11 protein-coding genes are annotated in these 20,008 nt (G+C 40.1%); 2 read left to right on the top strand and 9 right to left on the bottom strand.

Annotation, left to right across the window (positions count from 1 at the left end; genetic code table 11):
* Nucleotides 1–65 precede the first annotated feature (65 nt).
* Nucleotides 66–3,392: a VCBS repeat-containing protein gene (locus SJY45_RS00695; RefSeq protein WP_400072922.1), complete on the top strand. Its 3,327-nt coding sequence runs from the start codon at nucleotides 66–68 to the stop codon at nucleotides 3,390–3,392.
* Nucleotides 3,393–3,424: 32 nt separating this feature from the next.
* Here the strand turns inward: SJY45_RS00695 and SJY45_RS00690 are convergent, their stop codons facing one another.
* The 8 genes from SJY45_RS00690 to SJY45_RS00655 form a co-directional block, all read right to left on the bottom strand.
* Nucleotides 3,425–4,447, bottom strand: coding sequence for a glycoside hydrolase family 43 protein (locus SJY45_RS00690; protein WP_303406035.1), 1,023 nt, complete (start codon nucleotides 4,445–4,447; stop codon nucleotides 3,425–3,427).
* 25 nt (nucleotides 4,448–4,472) lie between these two features.
* Nucleotides 4,473–5,930: an MFS transporter gene (locus SJY45_RS00685; protein WP_289063445.1), complete on the bottom strand. Its 1,458-nt coding sequence runs from the start codon at nucleotides 5,928–5,930 to the stop codon at nucleotides 4,473–4,475.
* Nucleotides 5,931–5,935: 5 nt separating this feature from the next.
* Nucleotides 5,936–7,075, bottom strand: coding sequence for an endo-1,4-beta-xylanase (locus SJY45_RS00680; RefSeq protein WP_400072921.1), 1,140 nt, complete (start codon nucleotides 7,073–7,075; stop codon nucleotides 5,936–5,938).
* Between the two features lie 947 nt (nucleotides 7,076–8,022).
* Entirely contained in the window at nucleotides 8,023–8,505 is a 483-nt protein-coding gene (locus tag SJY45_RS00675) for a hypothetical protein (protein ID WP_400072920.1), read from the bottom strand.
* Nucleotides 8,506–8,618: 113 nt separating this feature from the next.
* Nucleotides 8,619–12,758 carry a two-component regulator propeller domain-containing protein gene (locus SJY45_RS00670; RefSeq protein ID WP_400072919.1) on the bottom strand — a complete coding sequence of 1,380 codons (4,140 nt, stop codon included), beginning with the start codon at nucleotides 12,756–12,758 and terminating at the stop codon, nucleotides 8,619–8,621.
* 302 nt (nucleotides 12,759–13,060) lie between these two features.
* Complete coding sequence (gene fsa, locus SJY45_RS00665; RefSeq protein WP_400072918.1) at nucleotides 13,061–13,714, bottom strand: fructose-6-phosphate aldolase; 654 nt, start codon at nucleotides 13,712–13,714, stop codon at nucleotides 13,061–13,063.
* Nucleotides 13,715–13,719: 5 nt separating this feature from the next.
* On the bottom strand, nucleotides 13,720–15,045 hold the full coding sequence (gene xylA, locus SJY45_RS00660) for a xylose isomerase (protein WP_400072917.1): 1,326 nt from the start codon (nucleotides 15,043–15,045) through the stop codon (nucleotides 13,720–13,722).
* Between the two features lies 1 nt (nucleotide 15,046).
* On the bottom strand, nucleotides 15,047–16,531 hold the full coding sequence (locus SJY45_RS00655; RefSeq protein ID WP_400074279.1) for a xylulokinase: 1,485 nt from the start codon (nucleotides 16,529–16,531) through the stop codon (nucleotides 15,047–15,049).
* A 333-nt stretch (nucleotides 16,532–16,864) separates the two neighbouring features.
* Here SJY45_RS00655 and SJY45_RS00650 point away from each other — a divergent pair, with 333 nt between their 5' ends.
* Entirely contained in the window at nucleotides 16,865–17,896 is a 1,032-nt protein-coding gene (locus SJY45_RS00650; protein WP_215438845.1) for a LacI family DNA-binding transcriptional regulator, read from the top strand.
* 3 nt (nucleotides 17,897–17,899) lie between these two features.
* Here the strand turns inward: SJY45_RS00650 and SJY45_RS00645 are convergent, their stop codons facing one another.
* On the bottom strand, nucleotides 17,900–20,005 hold the full coding sequence (locus SJY45_RS00645; RefSeq protein ID WP_400072916.1) for a c-type cytochrome domain-containing protein: 2,106 nt from the start codon (nucleotides 20,003–20,005) through the stop codon (nucleotides 17,900–17,902).
* Between the last annotated feature and the right edge of the window lie 3 nt (nucleotides 20,006–20,008).

Here is a 20,008-nt window from a genome sequence, read left to right as displayed (position 1 = left end):
ACTGTTTTTTTGCTTCAATTCTATTTAAAAAAAGCTGTATCTTAAAAATTTGAACACATATCCAAATGGATTTTAATATGTACGGTAAAACACTGGTATACTCCATTATCCTTCTTTTTTTGGTGAATTGCACCATAGAATCCAATAAAGTGGAAACAAAATTATTTACGGGTTTAGACCCGGAGCTTAGTGGTTTACACTTTAATAATACCCTTACGGAGAATGATTCCTTAAATTATTTTACCTATTCGTACCTGTACATGGGTGGTGGCGTATCTGCTGGGGATATTAATAATGACGGCTTGGTTGATCTTTACTTTACCGGAAATCAAGTTTCTAACAAATTATATCAGAACAAGGGTAATCTTCAATTTGAGGATATTACGGAAAAGGCCGGCGTAACAGGTGATAACCGTTGGTATACCGGAGTTACCATGGCCGATGTAAATGCAGATGGATTTCTAGATATCTATTGTTCCGTAGGTGGCAAATTCGGTCCAAAGGACAATGAACTTTACATGAATAACGGAGATGGTACTTTCACCGAAAAGGCGGCAGAATATGGTCTTAACGATATAGGCAACAGTGTGCAAGCTACTTTTTTTGATTATGATAAAGATGGTGATTTGGACCTGTTCGTAGCCAACTACCCTCCTACTAAATTTGACTCTCCCACTTTTGTTTATTCATATAAGATGAAAAATGTCCAGGACCATGAATCCGGGCACTTGTACCAAAACAACGGACAGACCTTTACCAATGTTACCGAAGCCTCGGGACTTAAAGCGTACGGACTTTCCTTAAGTGCCACCGTAGGCGATCTCAACAATGATACTTGGCCGGACCTTTACGTATCCAATGATTTTAATTCTCCTGATTTCATGTACATTAATAATCAGGACGGTACATTTAAAGAAGTGGTAAAACAAGCTACATCCCATACTGCGTTTTATGGTATGGGAGCCGATATAGCAGATTTTAACGACGATGGAAACCTAGATATTTTCCAGGTAGATATGGACGCCAAATCAAACCGACGAAAAAAAGCCAATATGGCCAGCATGAATCCGCAACTGTTTTGGGACGTGGTAGATGCCGGGTTCCATTACCAGTACATGCACAATTGTATGCAAATGAATTCTGGAGTTTTTGAAGATGGCATTCCTCATTTTTCCAATGTTTCTAGAATTACCGGAACCTCTTCAACCGATTGGAGCTGGGGCCCTCTTTTTGCCGATTTTGATAATGACGGGTATAAAGACCTTTTTGTATCCAACGGTACGCGACGGGAAATCAATAATAATGACTATTTCAACAAACTGAAATCCATCAAAATAAAGAATGATACGCTACTGGAACTCAGTCAAAAAATTCCATCTGAGAAAATAGACAACTTCATTTTTAAGAACAACGGAAACTTAGAATTCAAACGAGCCAACAAGGATTGGGGCATTGAGTTTAAGGGTTTTTCCAACGGCGTGGTCTATGCTGATCTTGATAATGATGGAGATTTGGAAATCGTTACCAATAACATAGATGATAAAGCCTCGGTTTTTAGGAACAACGCTTCGGAGAACAATAATTATGTACAAATACAGCTCAAAGGCAATAATACCAATCCATTTGGTCTAGGCGCCCGTGTATATGTAACGGTTGATGGACGGACACAAATGCAAGAATTAACGCTGACCAGAGGATTTCAGTCTTCAGTAGCTCCTATGCTTCATTTTGGATTGGGCAACGCTTCTAAAGTAGACGGATTAAAAGTGGTTTGGCCTAACGGAAAAGTTCAACAACTGCAGGCGGTAAAAGCCAACCAAGCACTGACCTTAAATTTTGAGAGTGCTGTTACGAATATGGAGAAAAAGGAATCTCAAACCAAATTATTCGCCACGGTTACCAACTCAAAGTTCCCTGAATATCAACATACAGAAAATGAATACGATGATTTTGAGGACCAGGTTCTGCTCCCACATAAAATGTCCTCTTTTGGTCCTACTCTTGCTGTTGGAGACCTTAACAATGATGGTCTAGATGACTACTTCGTAGGGGGCTCTTCCGGAAATCTTGGTAGTATATTTTTACAGACGGATGATGGCTTTGAAAAGCAATCTTCTAACTTTTTACAGGATGATATAATAAGTGAGGATTCCGGTTCTTTAATTTTTGATGCCGATGGGGATGGAGATAATGACCTCTACGTGGTAAGTGGAGGATATGAATTTTCAGAAAACTCTAATGCATTACGAGATAGATTATATCTAAACGACGGCCAAGGCAATTTCCAAAAATCTGATGCCACGGCCCTACCGGATTTAAAAATTAGCAGTTCCCAAGTCTATCAATCCGATTTTAATGGAGATGGCAAACCGGAACTTCTGGTCTTAGGCAGACAGATTCCTAAAAACTACCCTAGCCCTACTTCCAGTTACCTTCTTAAAAACACGAGTACAAACGGCAACGTTAGTTTTGAAGTCTTTGAAGATATGCAACCACAAGAATTCCAAAATCTGGGTATGGCCACAAGCGCCCTAATTACAGATTTTGATAATGACAACAGACAGGATATTATGATTGTGGGCGAATGGATGCCCATACGCCTGTTCCAAAATACCGAGAAAGGTTTTGAGGAAGTTTCTGCGTCTTGGGGGCTCACTAAAGATACTACTGGCTGGTGGTGGAGCATTCAACAAGGCGATTTTGACAAGGATGGCGATATGGATTATGTTTTGGGCAACAATGGTGAAAACTATAAATATAAGGCCACTGAAGAAGAAACATTTGATATTTTCGTGAGCGATTTTGATAAGGACAACAACCAAGATATTGTACTTAGTTACTATAATGATGGTAAACAGTACCCTGTTCGTGGCCGTGGATGTTCGTCACAGCAGATTCCTGCTATAAAACAGAAGTTCCAGGATTACGAGAGTTTTGCCGAAGCAACCTTAGAAGATGTCTACACAGAAAAGTCTCTGGAATCCGCGCTTCATTATCAAGTAAAATCCTTTGCCAGTATCTATTTAGAAAATAAGGACGGGAAATTTATAGTTCATAAGCTTCCGGTGTTAGCGCAAACCTCTAGCATTAACGAAATATTGGTAGACGATTATAATAAGGATGGAAACCTAGATATTCTTGTAGCGGGCAACCTTTATGCCTCGGAAGTTGAGACTCCACGTAACGATGCAAGCCACGGACTCTTCCTAGAAGGTAACGGAGAAGGAGGTTTTACACCTATAACAGCTTCTGAAAGCGGCTTTTTTGTTACCGGAGATGTGAAGCATATGGCCCCTATTCAAGTAAATTCCCAATCCTACATTCTAGCGGCCAAAAACAATGATTATTTGCAGTTTATAGCACTTAAAAAGAAAGAGGGACTACCACAATGATAGTCCCTCTTTTTCTTCATTATAAAATCCAATCAAAATTCTTTATATGGGTCTAAGGTTACGATACTCCCATCTGGATTATAAGTAATCTCCGCAACTTTTACAGACCGTAAATGTGTAACCCCTCGGGAAAGACTAGAGTCATGGTAGAACAGATACCACTTGCCATCTACCTCACAAATGGAATGGTGAGACGTCCAACCCACAACCGGATTCAAGATGCGTCCGGCATAGGTAAAAGGTCCGTATGGATTATCACCTATAGCGTAACAAATGAAATGGGTATCTCCAGTGGAATATGAGAAATAGTATTTGCCGTTGTATTTGTGTAGCCATGATGCTTCAAAGAAACGTCTGTTATTATCCCCTTCTAACAAAAGGTTACCATTGGCATCCAAAATTTGTACTTCTTTTGGCTCCTCGGCAAACTCCAGCATATCGTCCGTTAACTTGGCTACGATAGGCAATAAGGCCGTTTCTTGGGGTTCGGGCATTTCATTGGTCTTATCGTAAGCATTTTTACGGTACTTTTGGAGCTGTCCGCCCCAGATTCCACCAAAATACATGTAGTAGCTTCCGTCCTCGTCTTCGAATACTGCTGGATCAATGGAATAACTTCCCTTAATAGCTTCGGGTTGGGGCGTAAAAGGTCCTTCTGGAGCATCGCCTACGGCAACACCTATTTTAAAAATTCCATTATAATCCCTAGCAGGAAAGTACAAATAATACTTCCCGTCTTTATGGGCCGCATCCGGTGCCCACATTTGCTTCTCCGCCCAGGGCACATCATCAACATGAAGTGCAACCCCATGGTCTACCGTTTCACCCGCTATTCCGTTCATGGAAAGCACGTGGTAATCCTCCATTGCAAAATGGCTTCCCAAGTCATCAAAAGGAATCCCAGATTCTATATCATGAGATGGGTAAATGTAAATTTTTCCGTTAAAAACGTGGGCAGAAGGGTCTGCGGTGTATATGTGCTTTACCAATGGCTGGGAAATAGCCGTTTCGTTCAACTTATCAAAATCGATATTTTCTATAGATTCTTCTGGCATGAAATCTTGTGTTTTGTTTTAGATATTATTTTTCTCTTCGTTTCTTTAAATCCAATTCTATGCGGGTTTCCATTGTTTTGTTGATTTCATAGAAAAACAACAAACCTATACCTATCAAAAATGGAATGGCCGGATAGATACTAACTAACATTCGGGTGCCTTGTACTGCAGTTTCCGGCTGCACAATGGCTTCTCCGGCTACCACTGCTTCTTTTGAAACATAATGGTACATACCCAATATAGCGGTTACCAATGCGCTCCCTATACTTAAACCTCCTTTTAACCCTACCATCATGGCAGAGAAAATTATGGCAGTGGCCCTACGGTTGTTCTTCCATTCGGAGAAATCTGCAACGTCTGCAATCATAGCCCAAAGCAAGGGTATGGTGATACCGTAAAAGAAGCCGTGTAAAATTTGTGAGATAAAAATCAACCCAATAGAAGTAGGTGCAAAAAAGTAAAAGAAAACTATGAACAGTGTTGATAAAAATAGGGCTACCATAAAAACATCCCTTTTACCATAGGTATCTGCGAACCGTTTTGAGAGCGTAATACCCACAATCATAAAAATAATTCCCCCGGCATTAAAAAGGCCAAAACCAGCGGATACCGGATTTTCCCCAAAAAAGTTGACCCCAATAGCGGACAAACCATCAAGAACGGGCTGTATAAAAAGGGTAAGGCTTTCTTCGTTTACATAATTTTCAAAATAATACACATAAGAGCCACCTTTCATGGCCAAGGTTATGAATACCAAAGTGGTAAGCACCAACATAATGATCCACGGCCTGTTACCGAACAAGTCACCCAAATCTTCCTTAAGTGTAGATTTCTGTTCCAAAGTAGGAACAATACGTTCTTTAGTGGTCAAAAAGGTAATGATCAGCATTACGGTTCCTATAATGGCCAACCAGGTCATTACAATTTCAATACCTACGGCTTTATCACCACCTCCTGCAGATTCAATTATGGGTAACATAAAAACCTGAACAAAAAACTGTGCGAACATAACCGCTACAAAGCGGTAAGCGGACAAACTGTTTCGCTCGCCCATATCGCCCGTAATAACCCCACTTAAGGCCGAGTAAGGCAGGTTGTTCGCAGCGTACAGCAATAATAGCAACGTATAAGTTACCACGGCATAAATGACCTTGCCCTTATAGGCAAAATCAGGTGTACTGAACGCCAGCAGCGCCACTACTCCTAGCGGAATGGCCGTAAACAAAATCCAAGGTCTAAACTTACCCCATTTGGAGGTGGTACGGTCTGCCAAAGCCCCTATAATAGGATTAAAACCAAAGGCCGCAATAAGACCTACGGTAAGCATAATGGCCGATGCATGGTTGGTTTCCAAGCCATAGATGTCCGTGTAGAAATAGGCCAGGTACGTCATTAAGGTCTGAAAGACCAAATTTGCCGAGAGATCGCCCAGACTATAGCCTATTTTTTCCTTAACGGATAATTTTTGAGATTCTAAATTCATGAAGATTAATGTTGGTTGGTAGCATCGGTTTTTAAGCCTGTAACAGCGTAGTATGCTTTTTTGGTTTTGTACTCCCGATCAAAAAGTAGCGGATAGTTGGTACGGTCTTTAATGGGCCAATTGTTAAGCCACGAGCTTCTATCGTTCACGCCCCAGAACGTAACCCTGTCAATTTTATCGCTGTGCTTCAAGAAAAGCTTAAAAATATCTCGGTAACGCTCCGCCAACTGTACTTCTACAGAATCCGGCAAGGCATCCGGGTATGGATTCATTTCCTCGCTGTTCTCAAAGTTCTGGCTTATTTCCGCGCCCTCCAGCTCCCAAGGGTTGGGCAGAACGGTAACGTCCAATTCGGTTATGGCTACTTTAATCCCTAATTTGGCATAGGCTACTATACTTGCCTCTACTTCATCCAACGAAGGTTCCGTAAGACCCCAGTGGGCCTGCATACCAACCCCGTGAATTTTAGCACCGTTCTTTTGAAGGTTTTCTATAAGCCTAATGGCGCCTTCCCTCTTTTTAGGCTTCCACATGTTATAGTCATTGTAATACAACTCTGCGGAAGGATCGGCCTTTTCTGCCATTTTAAAAGCGAACTCCAAATAGCGCTCTCCCATTACTTCCAAGAAAACGGATTCCCGTAGAGAGCCATCCTCGTTAAGCGCTTCGTTCACCACGTCCCAACTGTCTATCTTACCCTTGTACCTATCTGCAACCGTGGTAATGTGTTCTTTAATATAGTTGGCCATTTGGGCGCTATCCTTGACGGAATTCATCCATTGGCCAATTTGGCTATGCCATAACAATGTATGCCCTACAATGTGCATATTATTCTTTTTGCCCAACGCCACATATTTGTCCGCCATCTCAAAATTATAGGTATCGGGAGATGGATGAAGGGCTTCCCATTTCATAACGTTTTCCGGGCTTAGCGAATTGAAATCCCCTTTCAAGACTTTAAGCGCTTTTGCATCGTTTCCTGTAATGATCCGGTCGTTTACGGCCGCCCCAATATAAAAGTCTTTTTCATATACTTTCTTGAGACTGGCAGCATCATCTTCGGTTTGAAAATTGCTTTCCCTGATTTTTCCAAAACCGAACAAAAACAACAGAATCGCAAAAAATAATACAACGGATTTAAACATATCATTAATTTAAAAAGGTTAAATAAAGAAATTGATAATAGCTCCTTTCTGTTTTGAAGACTATAGTTTGATAAAAGTCGGAAAATAAGCAGGTGGGCCATACTACAAATGAAGCGCAGTATAGAACATTTGTGGCATTTTGTTTTGCAAATGCAATAGTACCAAAGCATTTGGGCCCTAGGCCGAAAATGAGAGTGTAAAATTATGCCCTAGGACAGTGAAAAAACAGAAGGCAGGAGCGAATTTAATTGAAGTAAAAACGGATTGAAATAAGGTGAGTTTTCACGGCTTATTTTGAGTATTGAGGAAATTACCAATACCTATTCTCACAAACTAATCAACAAGGTTAGCATAGAAACAAAAGCCATTACTCCGTAAAGAATTTTGGATGTATTGGACTTGATTGTCTTTGTCTTATACAGTCCGTAAAAACCAAAAGGTGGCAATAAAAACAATAAGATATCTACCGTAGTGCTGCTATTATACCATTTACTCTGTTGTTTAGTTTCCATATCTAGAATTCGTCACGTTAGTTAAATAAATATAATTAATGCTATTGAGTTGGAATGTATTGTTTACAATGTTTTATGATAAAATTCAGTCGAGTCAATTTTGGAAACATTTGATAATTCCATTATAAAGTTTTCTTCATACCCTAATTTTTCCGTTTCCATCATTTTATCAATCCGCCAATACCTAAGTTCTTGCATGTTTTTTGAAGTAGCTAAAACATATTTTTTATTAAATCCGACACTTTCTACATCTCTTATCACGCAAATACTTGATTTTTACGGTTCATTTGGGTTTACAGGAATCACAATGCTATTATAAGCTGGTTCAACTAAATAGTAAAAGTCCGAACCCAAATAAATATCTCCATACCAGTTTAATTGGCAGGAATTTAAAGAGGATAACAAAATGAAAAACAGAATAGTTCTTCTCAAATTTTAATAGGTTATTACTTTTATTGCCAGATAAGTAAATAATCCAAATGTTATAATAATTGCAAATAACGACCTTGAATTCTGCCGGGTAATCATTCCTCCATATTTAACCACATCTTTATCTAAATTCCAATTCATTCTTTGTGATGAATGTCGATAGATTTCCATTTGTTGTTGTTCCAAAAAAATTAAATAGCACAAAACGGAAATTGGTAAAAGCACTAACCATAAACTAATAATAGGATTATCAGTTGGGAACTTCCCAAGTCCAAAAAATGATGCAACTAAAATTCCGTTTACAGTAAATAATTTATCGTGAATTCTATCAAAAGTAGATTGTATTTTTCTACTTGCTTCTTCTCCTTCTTTTTCAACTTTTTCAATCAACTTATCTCCTTCAGAAGTTAATTCGTTGGTCGAAATTCTAGCTTCATTCTTAGCCAGTAATTCTAATATTTGCTTTAATATTTCATTTGAATCTTCCATTTCTTAAGTTGTACCAATGCTTAAATAAACCTACTACAAATCCTATTCACCCCTAATTTAATTAAATCCAATGAAGAATTAAGATTTGTACTACAACAAAAATTAACAAGTCCTTACTTTACTTCTGTAGGTAGAAACCCAAATTGGGCCTTAAAGCATTTGGTGAAATAAGAAGGAGAGGAAAAACCCACTTTAAAGCAGACCTCACTGATAGATTCGTTTCCGTTCTCTATCATTTTCTTGGCTTTTTCAAGCCTTATCTTTCTCAAGAATTCATTTGCGGAGTAACCGGTGAGCGCTTTAATCTTCCGGTATAATTGACTTCTACTTAGGTTCAGTTCTTCTGCTAACTGCTCTACATTGAGGTTTTCATCCGATAGGTTGGCGGTAACATAATTCAGCACTTTGGAAATGAAACCTTTATCCAGTTCGGAAGTGTTTTCGGGTACTTTTACGTTATTGGAATCATTTAAATACTTATTAAAAAGTACCTGTCTGCTGCTAAGAATCTGCTTTAATTGAGCTTTTAAAACGGTCATCTCAAAAGGTTTGGTCAGGTAGATATCCGCTCCGGAATCAATTCCCTTTACCCAATCCTCCGTCATGGTTTTGGCCGTTAACATAAGTATAGGAATATGGCTTGTTTTTAGGTCTTCCCTAATATGTCTACAAAACTCAAAACCATCCATTTCGGGCATAACCACATCCGACAGGATAATATCCGGAGTTCTTTTTTCCGCAGCTTTTAGTCCCTCTGTACCGTTTACGGCTTCAATAACAGTGTACTCCTCCTTAAGTTCGCTTTTTAGGTAGCTACGCAGTTCCGCATTGTCCTCCACAATGAGCAAAGTAATACCGGAGCCTTTATTGGTAAGCCTTTCCACTATATCTTCATCTACCCTGGCCAGTGGTAAGTCATCCGTTTTAGGTGTTGGTTTTAAGAAAAGTTCGCTAGGTTTAAAATGGGCATTCCCCAACGGCAGGAAAATCCTGAACTTGGTTCCGATACCTTCTTCGCTTTCTACGGTAATTTTTCCTTTTAACAGATCAACAAAACTCTTTACCACTTCTAGACCAATACCTGTACCGCCATAATACTGGCTGTTCATTTTTTCAACCTGATAGAAACGCTCAAAAACCTTTTCCAATTCGTCCTTACCAATACCGCTACCGGTATCCTCAATATAAATTTCCAAGGCCTGAACGGGCTCTTCCTCGTTTAAAAGTGGCAATATAATTTTATCGGCACGTTTATAAATACCCACGGTAATGGTGCCTTTATCCGGAGTAATCTTAAAGGCATTGGAGAGAATATTAAAAATTACTTTCTCTAGCATGGAAGGGTCGCTCCATAGCGTTATGGGCGGTTCATCCGACTCAACCACCAAATGCACATCCTTTAAGATAGCTTCTTCCTCAAAATGACCGGTTATCTCCTTTACAAAAGCCACGGCTTCCAGTTCAGATACTTTAACGTTCAGCTTGTTGATGTCCAGTTTTCTAAAATCCATCAGCTCATCTATCAACCGTTTTAACCGATCGGTATTCTTATGGATGATGCTCAACTTCTCTTTCATTTTCTTTGAAAACATCTGTTCCGAATCTCGCAAAATGTCTTCCAAAGGATTTAATATAAGGGTAAGTGGGGTTCTAAACTCGTGAGAGATATTGGTAAAGAATTGAATTTTTCTATCGTTCAGCACTTCTTCCTGCAGTCGTTTTTCACGTTCAAACTGAACTATGCGCTTTTCACGTATGCGCTGGCTGGCCAAATTCACTAAGAAATAGGTAATGAGAAGAATTGCCAAAACATATAGAAATATGGCCAGATTGGTACTCCACCACGGCGCCAAAACCGTAATGACCATTGCCGTTGGGGTATTGTTCCAAACCCCATCATTATTGGCGGCCTTTACTTTAAAAACATAATCGCCCGGAGGCAGATTGGTATAGGTGGCACTCCTTGTACCGCCTACATAGTTCCATCTATTATCAAACCCTTCCAGAATATAGGCGTACTGGTTCTTTTTGGGCCTTGTAAAATTAATTCCGGCGTACTCTATGGTAAAAACGGACTGGTCATGGGAAAGAGTCATGGCCTTGGTACGATTAATTACCTTCTCTAAAGGCGAGTCTTCCGTTCCCGGAACCACGGATTTATTGAAGAGTTTAAAATCCGTAAAATATACTTCCGGTTCGTGCTCATTAAAATTCAGGTTCTGCGGGTCTATAGAATTTACGCCCTCATAACTCCCAAAATATAGTATACCCGCTTCATCCTTAAAAGTGGAATTAAAATTGAAATCATTGGCCAGAAGTCCGTCGTGAACATCAAAATTCTTGAAATTCTCTTCTTCCACATCCATTCTAGAGATGCCGTTGTTGCCCCCCAACCAAATGGCGCCATTATTGTCCTCTAATATAGAAGCTATGGTCTGTTGGGTTAAACCGTTCCTATCTCCGTACCAAGTAAACGAGTCTTTGAAAGGGTCATATTTACATAGACCTCCGCCGTCCGTGCCTATCCAAATAATGCGGTTACTATCTTCATATAAAGATACAATCCTATCTACTATAAGCTGTTGACTCGTATCTGCATGCATGCGCTCCACCAAAGAAATAGCCTTATCTCCTTCGGAAAAATCACTTTTAATTTTGTACAGTCCGCCTGTGGTGCCCAACCAGATAAAACCATTGCTATCTACCAGAACCTTACGTACCTCTCCGTGATGGGGTACCTGGTCATGAAAAATCCGGTCAAGGTGAGGTGTGAATTTTTGGGTTTTAGGATTATAGGAATGTAAACCCGTTACATAGGAGCCGATCCAGATTATTCCGTTTTTGTCCTCATCAAAGGTCATGATACGGTTACTGGTTAATCCGCCATTGGTATTGGAAATTTTATAATTTTTAAAGGCTGTAGCATTCTTTTCCAAAAAGTAAATGCCCGAGTTCCATGTTCCTACCCAGAGATTGCCCTTACTGTCAAAAAACATCCCTGAAACCGCAGCGGCATGCAGATTTGTGGCTATCCCGTTTTGAGGGTCTTTCAAATGTACAATGCTATTGTCTTTAGTGTCATATACATCTATTCCACCCCCATCCAAACCTATCCACAGTTTTCCTTTTTTATCGCTCACAATGCCCGTAACGGAAGGCAACAGCAAAGAGTTATTGATGTTCGCCAAGCTCTTTATATCTCTGAACTTATCGTACAACTTGTCATAAACCCCTACCCCCTTGTTGTAGTAGCCGATCCAGATACGCTCTTGGCTATCTACAAATACGGACCAGATGGAATTGGATTTTATGCTGTTTACATCAAACTTGTCATAACGATAGTTCTTGATCAGCTTTCCATCTGCTTTTAGGACAAAAAGGCCATCATTTTCCGTACCGCAGATAATATTACCATCTGCAGCTTGAGCGATTGAAAAAACCCGCTCCGGAGTTATTTCAAAGGAGTCTATACTGTATTTGTTCCCGGATATGAATTTTATTTTCACCAAACCATCCGATAAGGTTCCCAACCAAATGGCCCCTTCTTTATCCTGGAATAAAGTCTCGATATTCCTTGATAGACTTTTGACTTCCTCTCCCTTTTCATTTACTATTTGTGAGGGTATTACCTTAACTCCATCATACTCAAAGAGACCATAATTTGTGGCCACATAGATTTTACCCGTGGTGCTTTTTAAAATATAGTTGACCTGAAGTGTGGCTATATCTATAGTAGATTGAATGGGAATTGACTCACTTTTCATAGTCAAAGGGTCTACCCTAAATACACCATGATAATGTGAGCCCACTAAGAGTTCTCCATTAATACCTTCTTGAATGGCCCTAATAAGGATACTTCCTTGTCTTGCTGTATCATTCCCAAGTTCTACTTTATCAAAATTATCAAGGTCTGTGTTGTAGAGATCAAGACCTGTTTCCGTACCCACCCAAAGTCTATCATAACGGTCTATATACGAGGTATGTATAAGCGAGTTACTTATTGACTTGGATTCGTTTATATCTTGTTTGTAGGTAATAAAATCAATGCCGTTATACTTTTTTAACCCAACGCCATTGGTTCCTATCCAGATAAGTCCCATACTATCTTCAACAATAGTAGAGACCGCTCTTTGTGTATTGTCCTGCTCAATACTTACAAAATTATATTCCGTTTCAGAATTTTGGGCATACAGGCAACCTTGCGTAAAAAACGCACAAAAAATTAAGACCAAAATTACCTTTACAAACTTCATATATAAGTACCGCCTTGCGGATGAATTATAGATTACCGATTTGACTCTAAAACGAACGCCTTTTCATGCCTGCCTGAAGATAGACCAATTGATCAATCCACACAAACGGAACAGTTGGCCAACGCTCTGGCACCATGAAAGGAAAAGCTGTCACCAAAGCATCTACATTTAATACTGGATACTAAAGATATCACAAACCAAATTGCCGGTAGATCAGACCACCGGCAATTTCATGTATTGAATCAAAAATTAACCATTGGGGCGACCATGGCTACATGGTCTACTTTCTTAAGTTTTTTTTATTAGTTTCCTTTGTTATAATCTGCCAAAAACTTCTCTAAACCACTATCCGTTAATGGGTGCTTTAGAAGGCCTTCAATTGCTGATAATGGACCTGTCATTACATCAGACCCTAATTTGGCGCAGTTAATAACATGCATGGTATGACGTACGGATGCGGATAAAATCTGTGTATCAAAACCGTAGTTGTCATAGATCAAACGTATTTCTTCGATCAAACGTAAACCATCCGTTGAAATATCGTCCAGTCTTCCTAAAAACGGAGAAACGTAGGTAGCTCCCGCTTTAGCGGCCAATAACGCCTGCCCCGCGGAAAAAACTAAAGTAACGTTGGTCTTTATTCCCTTGTCCGAAAAATATTTACAAGCTTTAACTCCATCTGCAATCATAGGTAATTTTACTACGATCTGCGGGTGTAAGGCAGCCAATTCTTCGCCCTCCTTGATCATACCGTCATAATCCGTCGCAATGACTTCAGCGGAAACATCGCCTTCAACTTTCTCACAAATAGCCAAGTAATGCTTTAAAATGTTGTCCTTTCCAGTAATTCCTTCCTTGGCCATCAAAGAAGGGTTGGTAGTTACGCCATCCAAAACACCTAACTCGTAGGCGCTTTGAATGTCGTTTAAATTTGCTGTATCTATAAAAAACTTCATATATCTTAGATGTACTGGTTTACAATATTCTCGAACAATTCTTGCTTACCGCTCTTAAGCTCTAACTCACCATTAGTTACCGCTAAATCGTATAAGTTCTCTAGGCTTAACTTACCGTCTTCAAATTCTTTTCCTTTTCCGGAATCAAAAGAACTGTAACGATTTTCGCGAAGTTTGGTGTAGTCCGAAGACTGGATAATTTTATCTGCAGTAATCAAACCTCTTGCAAACGTATCCGCACCTCCAATGTGGGCCAAGAAAATATCTTCTAGATCGGTCGAGTTTCTTCTGATTTTAGCATCAAAATTAACACCACCACCCTGTAGGCCTCCTGCTTGCAAGAAAACCAACATAGCTTCTGTAGTTTCAAGAATATTGTTAGGGAACTGATCTGTATCCCATCCGTTTTGGTAATCACCACGGTTGGCATCCAAGCTTCCTAGCATTCCTGCATTTGCGGCAACTTCCATTTCATGCTGAAAAGTGTGCTGTGCCAAAGTAGCATGGTTTACCTCTATGTTTATTTTAAAGTCTTTCTCAAGTCCGTGCTCCCTTAAGAACCCGATTGCCGTAGCCGTATCAAAATCATATTGGTGCTTTGTAGGCTCCATTGGTTTTGGCTCAATAAAGAAAGTTCCTTTAAAACCTTGCTTACGGGCATAATCCCTTGCCATGGTCAAGAACTTGGCCATGTGATCCAATTCTCTTCCCATATTGGTGTTCAATAGGGACATGTATCCTTCACGACCTCCCCAGAAAACGTAGTTCTCACCATCTAAGGCAATAGTAGCGTCCAATGCCATTTTTACCTGACCTCCGGCTCTGGCAACCACATCAAAATCAGGGTTGGTAGCGGCACCGTTCATGTACCTTGGGTTAGAGAAACAGTTAGCTGTACCCCATAATAATTTAATACCTGAAGCCGCTTTCTTTTCCTTAAGGTACTCCGTAATCGTAGCCAATCTTTTTTCCGACTCGGTAAAAGTTGATGCTTCTTGAATTAAATCGAAATCATGAAAACAGAAATAATCAAATCCCATTTTGCTGATAAACTCAAAAGCGGCATCTGCCTTGTCCTTTGCTGCTTGAACGGGATCCGTAGATTTATCCCACTCAAAGCTTTGCGTACCTGGTCCAAATGGATCGGAACCCTGCCCACAGAACGTATGCCAGTAAGCAATGGCAAACTTAAAATGCTCTCTCATGGTCTTGCCAGCAACAACTTGATCGGGGTTGTAATATTTAAACGCCAAAGGGTTATCTGATTCTTTCCCTTCAAACTTAATGTCTCCAATACCTTTAAAGTACTCCTTGTCTCCTAATAATGCCATGTTACTTGTTTTTTAATAATTGTTCTAATTCTTTTTTCCATGCGGAATATGCTGATTGCAATGCTTCTTTTTCTGCGGATGGTTTATAGCTCATGACATAATCATTGGCCATAATCTGTTCTCCGAAGCTTGAAAAATCGCCATCGCGTAAAATACAGGCCCTAGCTGCGCCAATAGCGCCTGTGGTATTATAAATTTCTATTTCGCGATCAATAAGTGTCGCTATAGTGTTCGAGAAAATTTCCGAGCGAAACAGGTTATCGTTTCCTGCCCGTATTTTGGTAGCGGTAATGCCGTCCGACCTTAGGATTTCCATACCGTACACAAATGAAAAGGCAATACCTTCCAATGAGGCCCTACATAAATGGGCTTTGGTGTGGTTGTTCAGGTTGATACCAAAAATATTGGTTCCTAGGTCTACATTGTTCAACATACGTTCGGCACCATTACCAAAAGGCAATATTTTTACTCCGTCCGAACCTTGTGGTACCGAATTGGCCAAATCGTTCATTTCATCGTATGAAGCAACACTTAAGTTGTTCAATAACCAGCGGTATTGAATACCAGCTCCGTTAATACAAAGAAGCTTGCCCACAAACCTGTTGGCCTCACTATAATTCACGTGGGCAAAGTTATTTACCCGCGAGCTTTCCTTAACCGAAAGATTATCCGTAACCGCATAGATTACCCCAGATGTACCACCTGTAGCCGCTACCTCCCCCGGATTAAAAACATTCAATGATAATGCATTGTTGGGTTGGTCTCCTGCGCGGTATAAAATAGGCGTGCCTTCTTTTAAACCCGATTCTTTTGCACCTTGTTCGGACACTTTACTTTGAACCGAAAAAGTATCTACTATTTCAGGTACATGAGATTCGTTCAATCCGTAATAGTCCAATAACCAAGTAGCCAGACTATTCGTTTTAAAATCCCAAAAAATACCTTCGGACAAGCCGGATAAGGTAGTGTTTGCCGTTCCGCTTAACCTACAAGCTATATAATCTCCGGGAAGCATAAACTTATGGATACGCTCAAAAGTTTCCGGCTCGTTTTCTTTTACCCATTTTAATTTGGAAGCGGTAAAGTTGGATGGCGAATTCAATAAATTCTCACTACAACGGTCATTGCCCAATTCATCAAATGCTTTTTGACCTATGCCCACTGCCCGACTATCGCACCAGATAATGGAATCACGCAAAGGCTTTAGATTCTCATCAACCACCACCAATCCGTGCATTTGGTAAGAAATACCAATACCTGTAACCTCTTCCGGTTTAATATTGTTCTCGGACAACAATGTTTTTGTTGCGGTACACACATGTTTCCACCAGTTATCCGGGTCCTGTTCCGCCCAACCATTATTAATGGCCAGAATATCCATCTCTGTTTTGGGTTCGCTCACTACAGCTACGGGTTTACCGGTACCCACCTCTACCAAGGCCGCTTTTATTGACGAACTTCCTATATCGTAACCTATACTATACATCATCTTTTGGTGTTTGTAAGTGCTTTTATTTTTTGAACGTTACCCTATTGGATATTTTGTATTCCATTAAAAACCAAGCCCTTTTGTCAAATTTAAACTATAACTTAAAACGAGTTCCAGATAATTCGTTTCCGTACTAAAAATACGAAATACAAGCGTTTATAAATTCAAAATTTCGCAATCACAACCTATTTAAAATCAGATATTTACAATATTTTACATTTTTCGAAACGGGTTTCGTAAAAAGCGTAGGGCCAAAATGGTATTTTAGCGATCAGGAAGGTAATAAAGAAGTAAAATGGTATTGATGATATTTAGTATCTTGATGCAGTTATGAAACGAAAACTTAGTTTAGACGATATTGCAAAGCATTTTAAGGTCTCTAAATCTACCGTATCCAAAGCATTGAACGATAGCCATGAGATCAGTGCCCGTACCAAGGCCAAAATAGTTGCTTACGCCAAGGAACACAAATATCGCCCTAACCTTAATGCCATTAATCTAAGAAAGGAATCATCGCAATCCGTGGGTGTTATCATTCCCAATGTTCTTAATTACTTCTTTGCCCAGGTCATTAGCGGTGTGGAAAAGGTCCTGAACGATCATGGTTATAATATGATTGCCTGTATCTCCAATGAATCTTACAATAAAGAGGTTGCCATTACGGAGATGTTACGCAAAGGTGCCATTTCCGGACTTTTAGTCTCCTTGGCCGAGGAAACCGGAAAGATGGACAAAGTAGACCATTTTGAACCTTTTTTGAACAAAGGTATACCGTTGGTGATGTTTGATCGTGTTTCCTCAAAATTAGAATGCGATAAGGTAACCATAAATGATACCAAAGCTGCCTACAATGCAACAGAGCATCTTATAAAATCCGGATGCAAGCGTATTGCCGTTGTTTCGCTTTTGGGCGACCTTGAGATTTCAAAACTGAGAATTAACGGGTACCACCAATGCCTAAAGGACCACAATATAGAACTGGACCAGAGCTTAATTTTTGAAAAACTGGAGAAGTCTTTTATGGAGGTAGAAATTCGAAAATTACTCTCTGCCGGAAAAGTAGACGCTATTTTGGGATTGGAGGAAGAAGCAGGAGTTACCTCTTTGCTGACCGCTAATTCTTTGGGCATGAAGATTCCCGAGGCGCTTTCCATAATCTGTTTTACCAACGGGGTGCTTCCCAAATATGTAAGGCCCAGCCTAACTTCTATAAGTCAACATGGGTACCACATGGGGCAACGCGCAGCCCAACGGTTGGTGAGCCGGATAGAACAAACCCAAACGGACAAAGCTTTTGAAACCGAAGTAATCAAAACCACTATGATCGAACGGGATTCTACCATACCCTTGGTAAAAGCCTAACCCTTAAAAAAAGAACAATTGATTAACGCGTATGATCTGGCCTTTTTGCGGTTGCGCTACTATTTTTAAGTATTTATAGGATTGCTTCGGAAGCTTCATAGATATTTCCTTAAGTCGCTCCATTATATTTTCATGGGCAAAACTCTGTTGTTTAATCAGTTTCCAATCTTCCTTGTCATCGCTGGCCCAAACGGCTACATAGTCCAATGGCGAATCTTTTTGCTTAAAATGGATACCGCAACTTAAGACCACCTCCCCAATTTCCGGTGCAGAGCCACTAAAATCAACAACGGCCACTAACGGGTCCTTCTTAAAAGAGGCCCAGTATTTAGAGAAACCTATTTTTTCATTGATGCGAACGGCATCCGTTAATATTTTCTCGGCATTGCCCGTGTACGAACTTAATAGCCCGGGGTGTAAAACTTCTACGCCCTCAGGAACCAAACCTCTAATATAAAACTCATAGGAAACCGGTTTACTGGCCAACCAACCGTCTTTATAGGCCAATGTTTTTATGATCTGTTTTCTTTCGCCATTTAAATCTAACGCAAAGGGTTTTGTAAAAATGGTTGAAGTAGAATCCGGCTGAGAACCATCTAAAGTATAGCGTATAGCAACTCCGTTCATTTTATGTCCTAGGGAAATCAAATCACCAGAACTTATAATATTGCCTTCGTTCTCCAAAGTTGGTGGCGTTAACTCCAACTCTTCTTTCGGGTTTGGAATGTAACCTTCGTTAATAACCACTTTGGGCAATCCATTTCTTAATGCCTCAATATCCTCTGCCTCCAAGTCCGTATTCCAAACAAACACCTCCTTTAGACTTTTTAGACCTTTTAAGTGCTCCAAAACACTGGCGTCTACATCAGTTCCGGACAAGGATAAAGTTTCTAGTTGGGTACAACTCGCCAACGCGGCAATAGATTCACTATTTACATCTGTAAAATTGAGTACCAAATGCTCCAAGTTCCCGAACTTTCCTATGGTTGTCGTATGACCTGTATTAACGGGGAGGTTCGCCAGATTTAAATAAACCACTTGATCCTTTACCTTTTCCAATTCGGTTAAATTGGCATCCTGAAAAGCGCTTCGCCCAAATATTGCAACGTCCAGACCAGGTGATGAAGGCGACTTTTGAACTACCGTACGGTACGGATTATTGAGTTCTTTAATTGTCTGCGGACTTACAAAACTGAATTCATACTTTTTTTCTTCCGTAGATTTTATCCATTTGCTGGCAAGTAGTTGCTTTAAGGTATCGGCTTCTTTTAGTTGCGCATAATTCACTTGATGGTCCGCTCCGTGTTGGATCCAAGTCCGCATTAATTCAATTTCAGTTTCGGTAAGTTGCGGTTTTCCTTCGGGCGGCATGTGCTCTTCATCATCAAGTGGTAAGGCTACCCTTTTTAGAAAAAGACTCTCCTCTGCATTATGGGGTAACCACAAGTCTCCATTTTCCCCTCCTTTGGTTATAGCTTCGATTGCGGTCAAATCCAAATCGCCCTTATGTTTCTGCGGATTATGGCAACTGGTACATTTCGCCTTTAAAACAGGAGCAATATATGCCGTATAAACCGGTGTATTTTCATCTATAATTTCCTCTTTTGAAGCGGTAATAGGCTCCATTAAAAAATTAGTGCCATGCGTCAATCCCGCACCAAAATGCCCGCCTACCATAACACCTATCAAACCCACATACAGTAATACCTGAAACACTTTTGGATAGGAATAACACCAAACAAGCGCATAGATCACAAAGCACAAGGCCACGCCTACCCATTTATGAAGCGTTAGCAACTCCGAATCATACCCTTCCAACGATAACAAAAGCCCCATAAGGGTTGCCAGAACCGTTGTAAAGGACGTAAGCAATAACAGCGCAAAGTTTATCCTTTTAAAAGCGGCGGGTTCCAATTGCTTTTTGAACAGATTGAGTACTACCAAAAGTACGATGAACGCTACCGGAAAGTGCAATACCAAAGGATGCATCCGTCCTAAAGGTTGTACCCAAAAGGGAATCTTCATATAGCTTTCAAAGAGCACTAAAAATGCCAATAGTACATGCAGAAAGAACAAAACGTTCAAAACGTAGGGAACCGCTTTTTTCATATA

Origin of the sequence: Zobellia russellii, from assembly GCF_044597075.1 — a bacterium.
GTDB lineage: Bacteria > Bacteroidota > Bacteroidia > Flavobacteriales > Flavobacteriaceae > Zobellia > Zobellia russellii.
The sequence above is the reverse complement of the archived record's forward strand: the minus strand, read 5'-3'. Positions and strand labels throughout refer to the sequence as shown.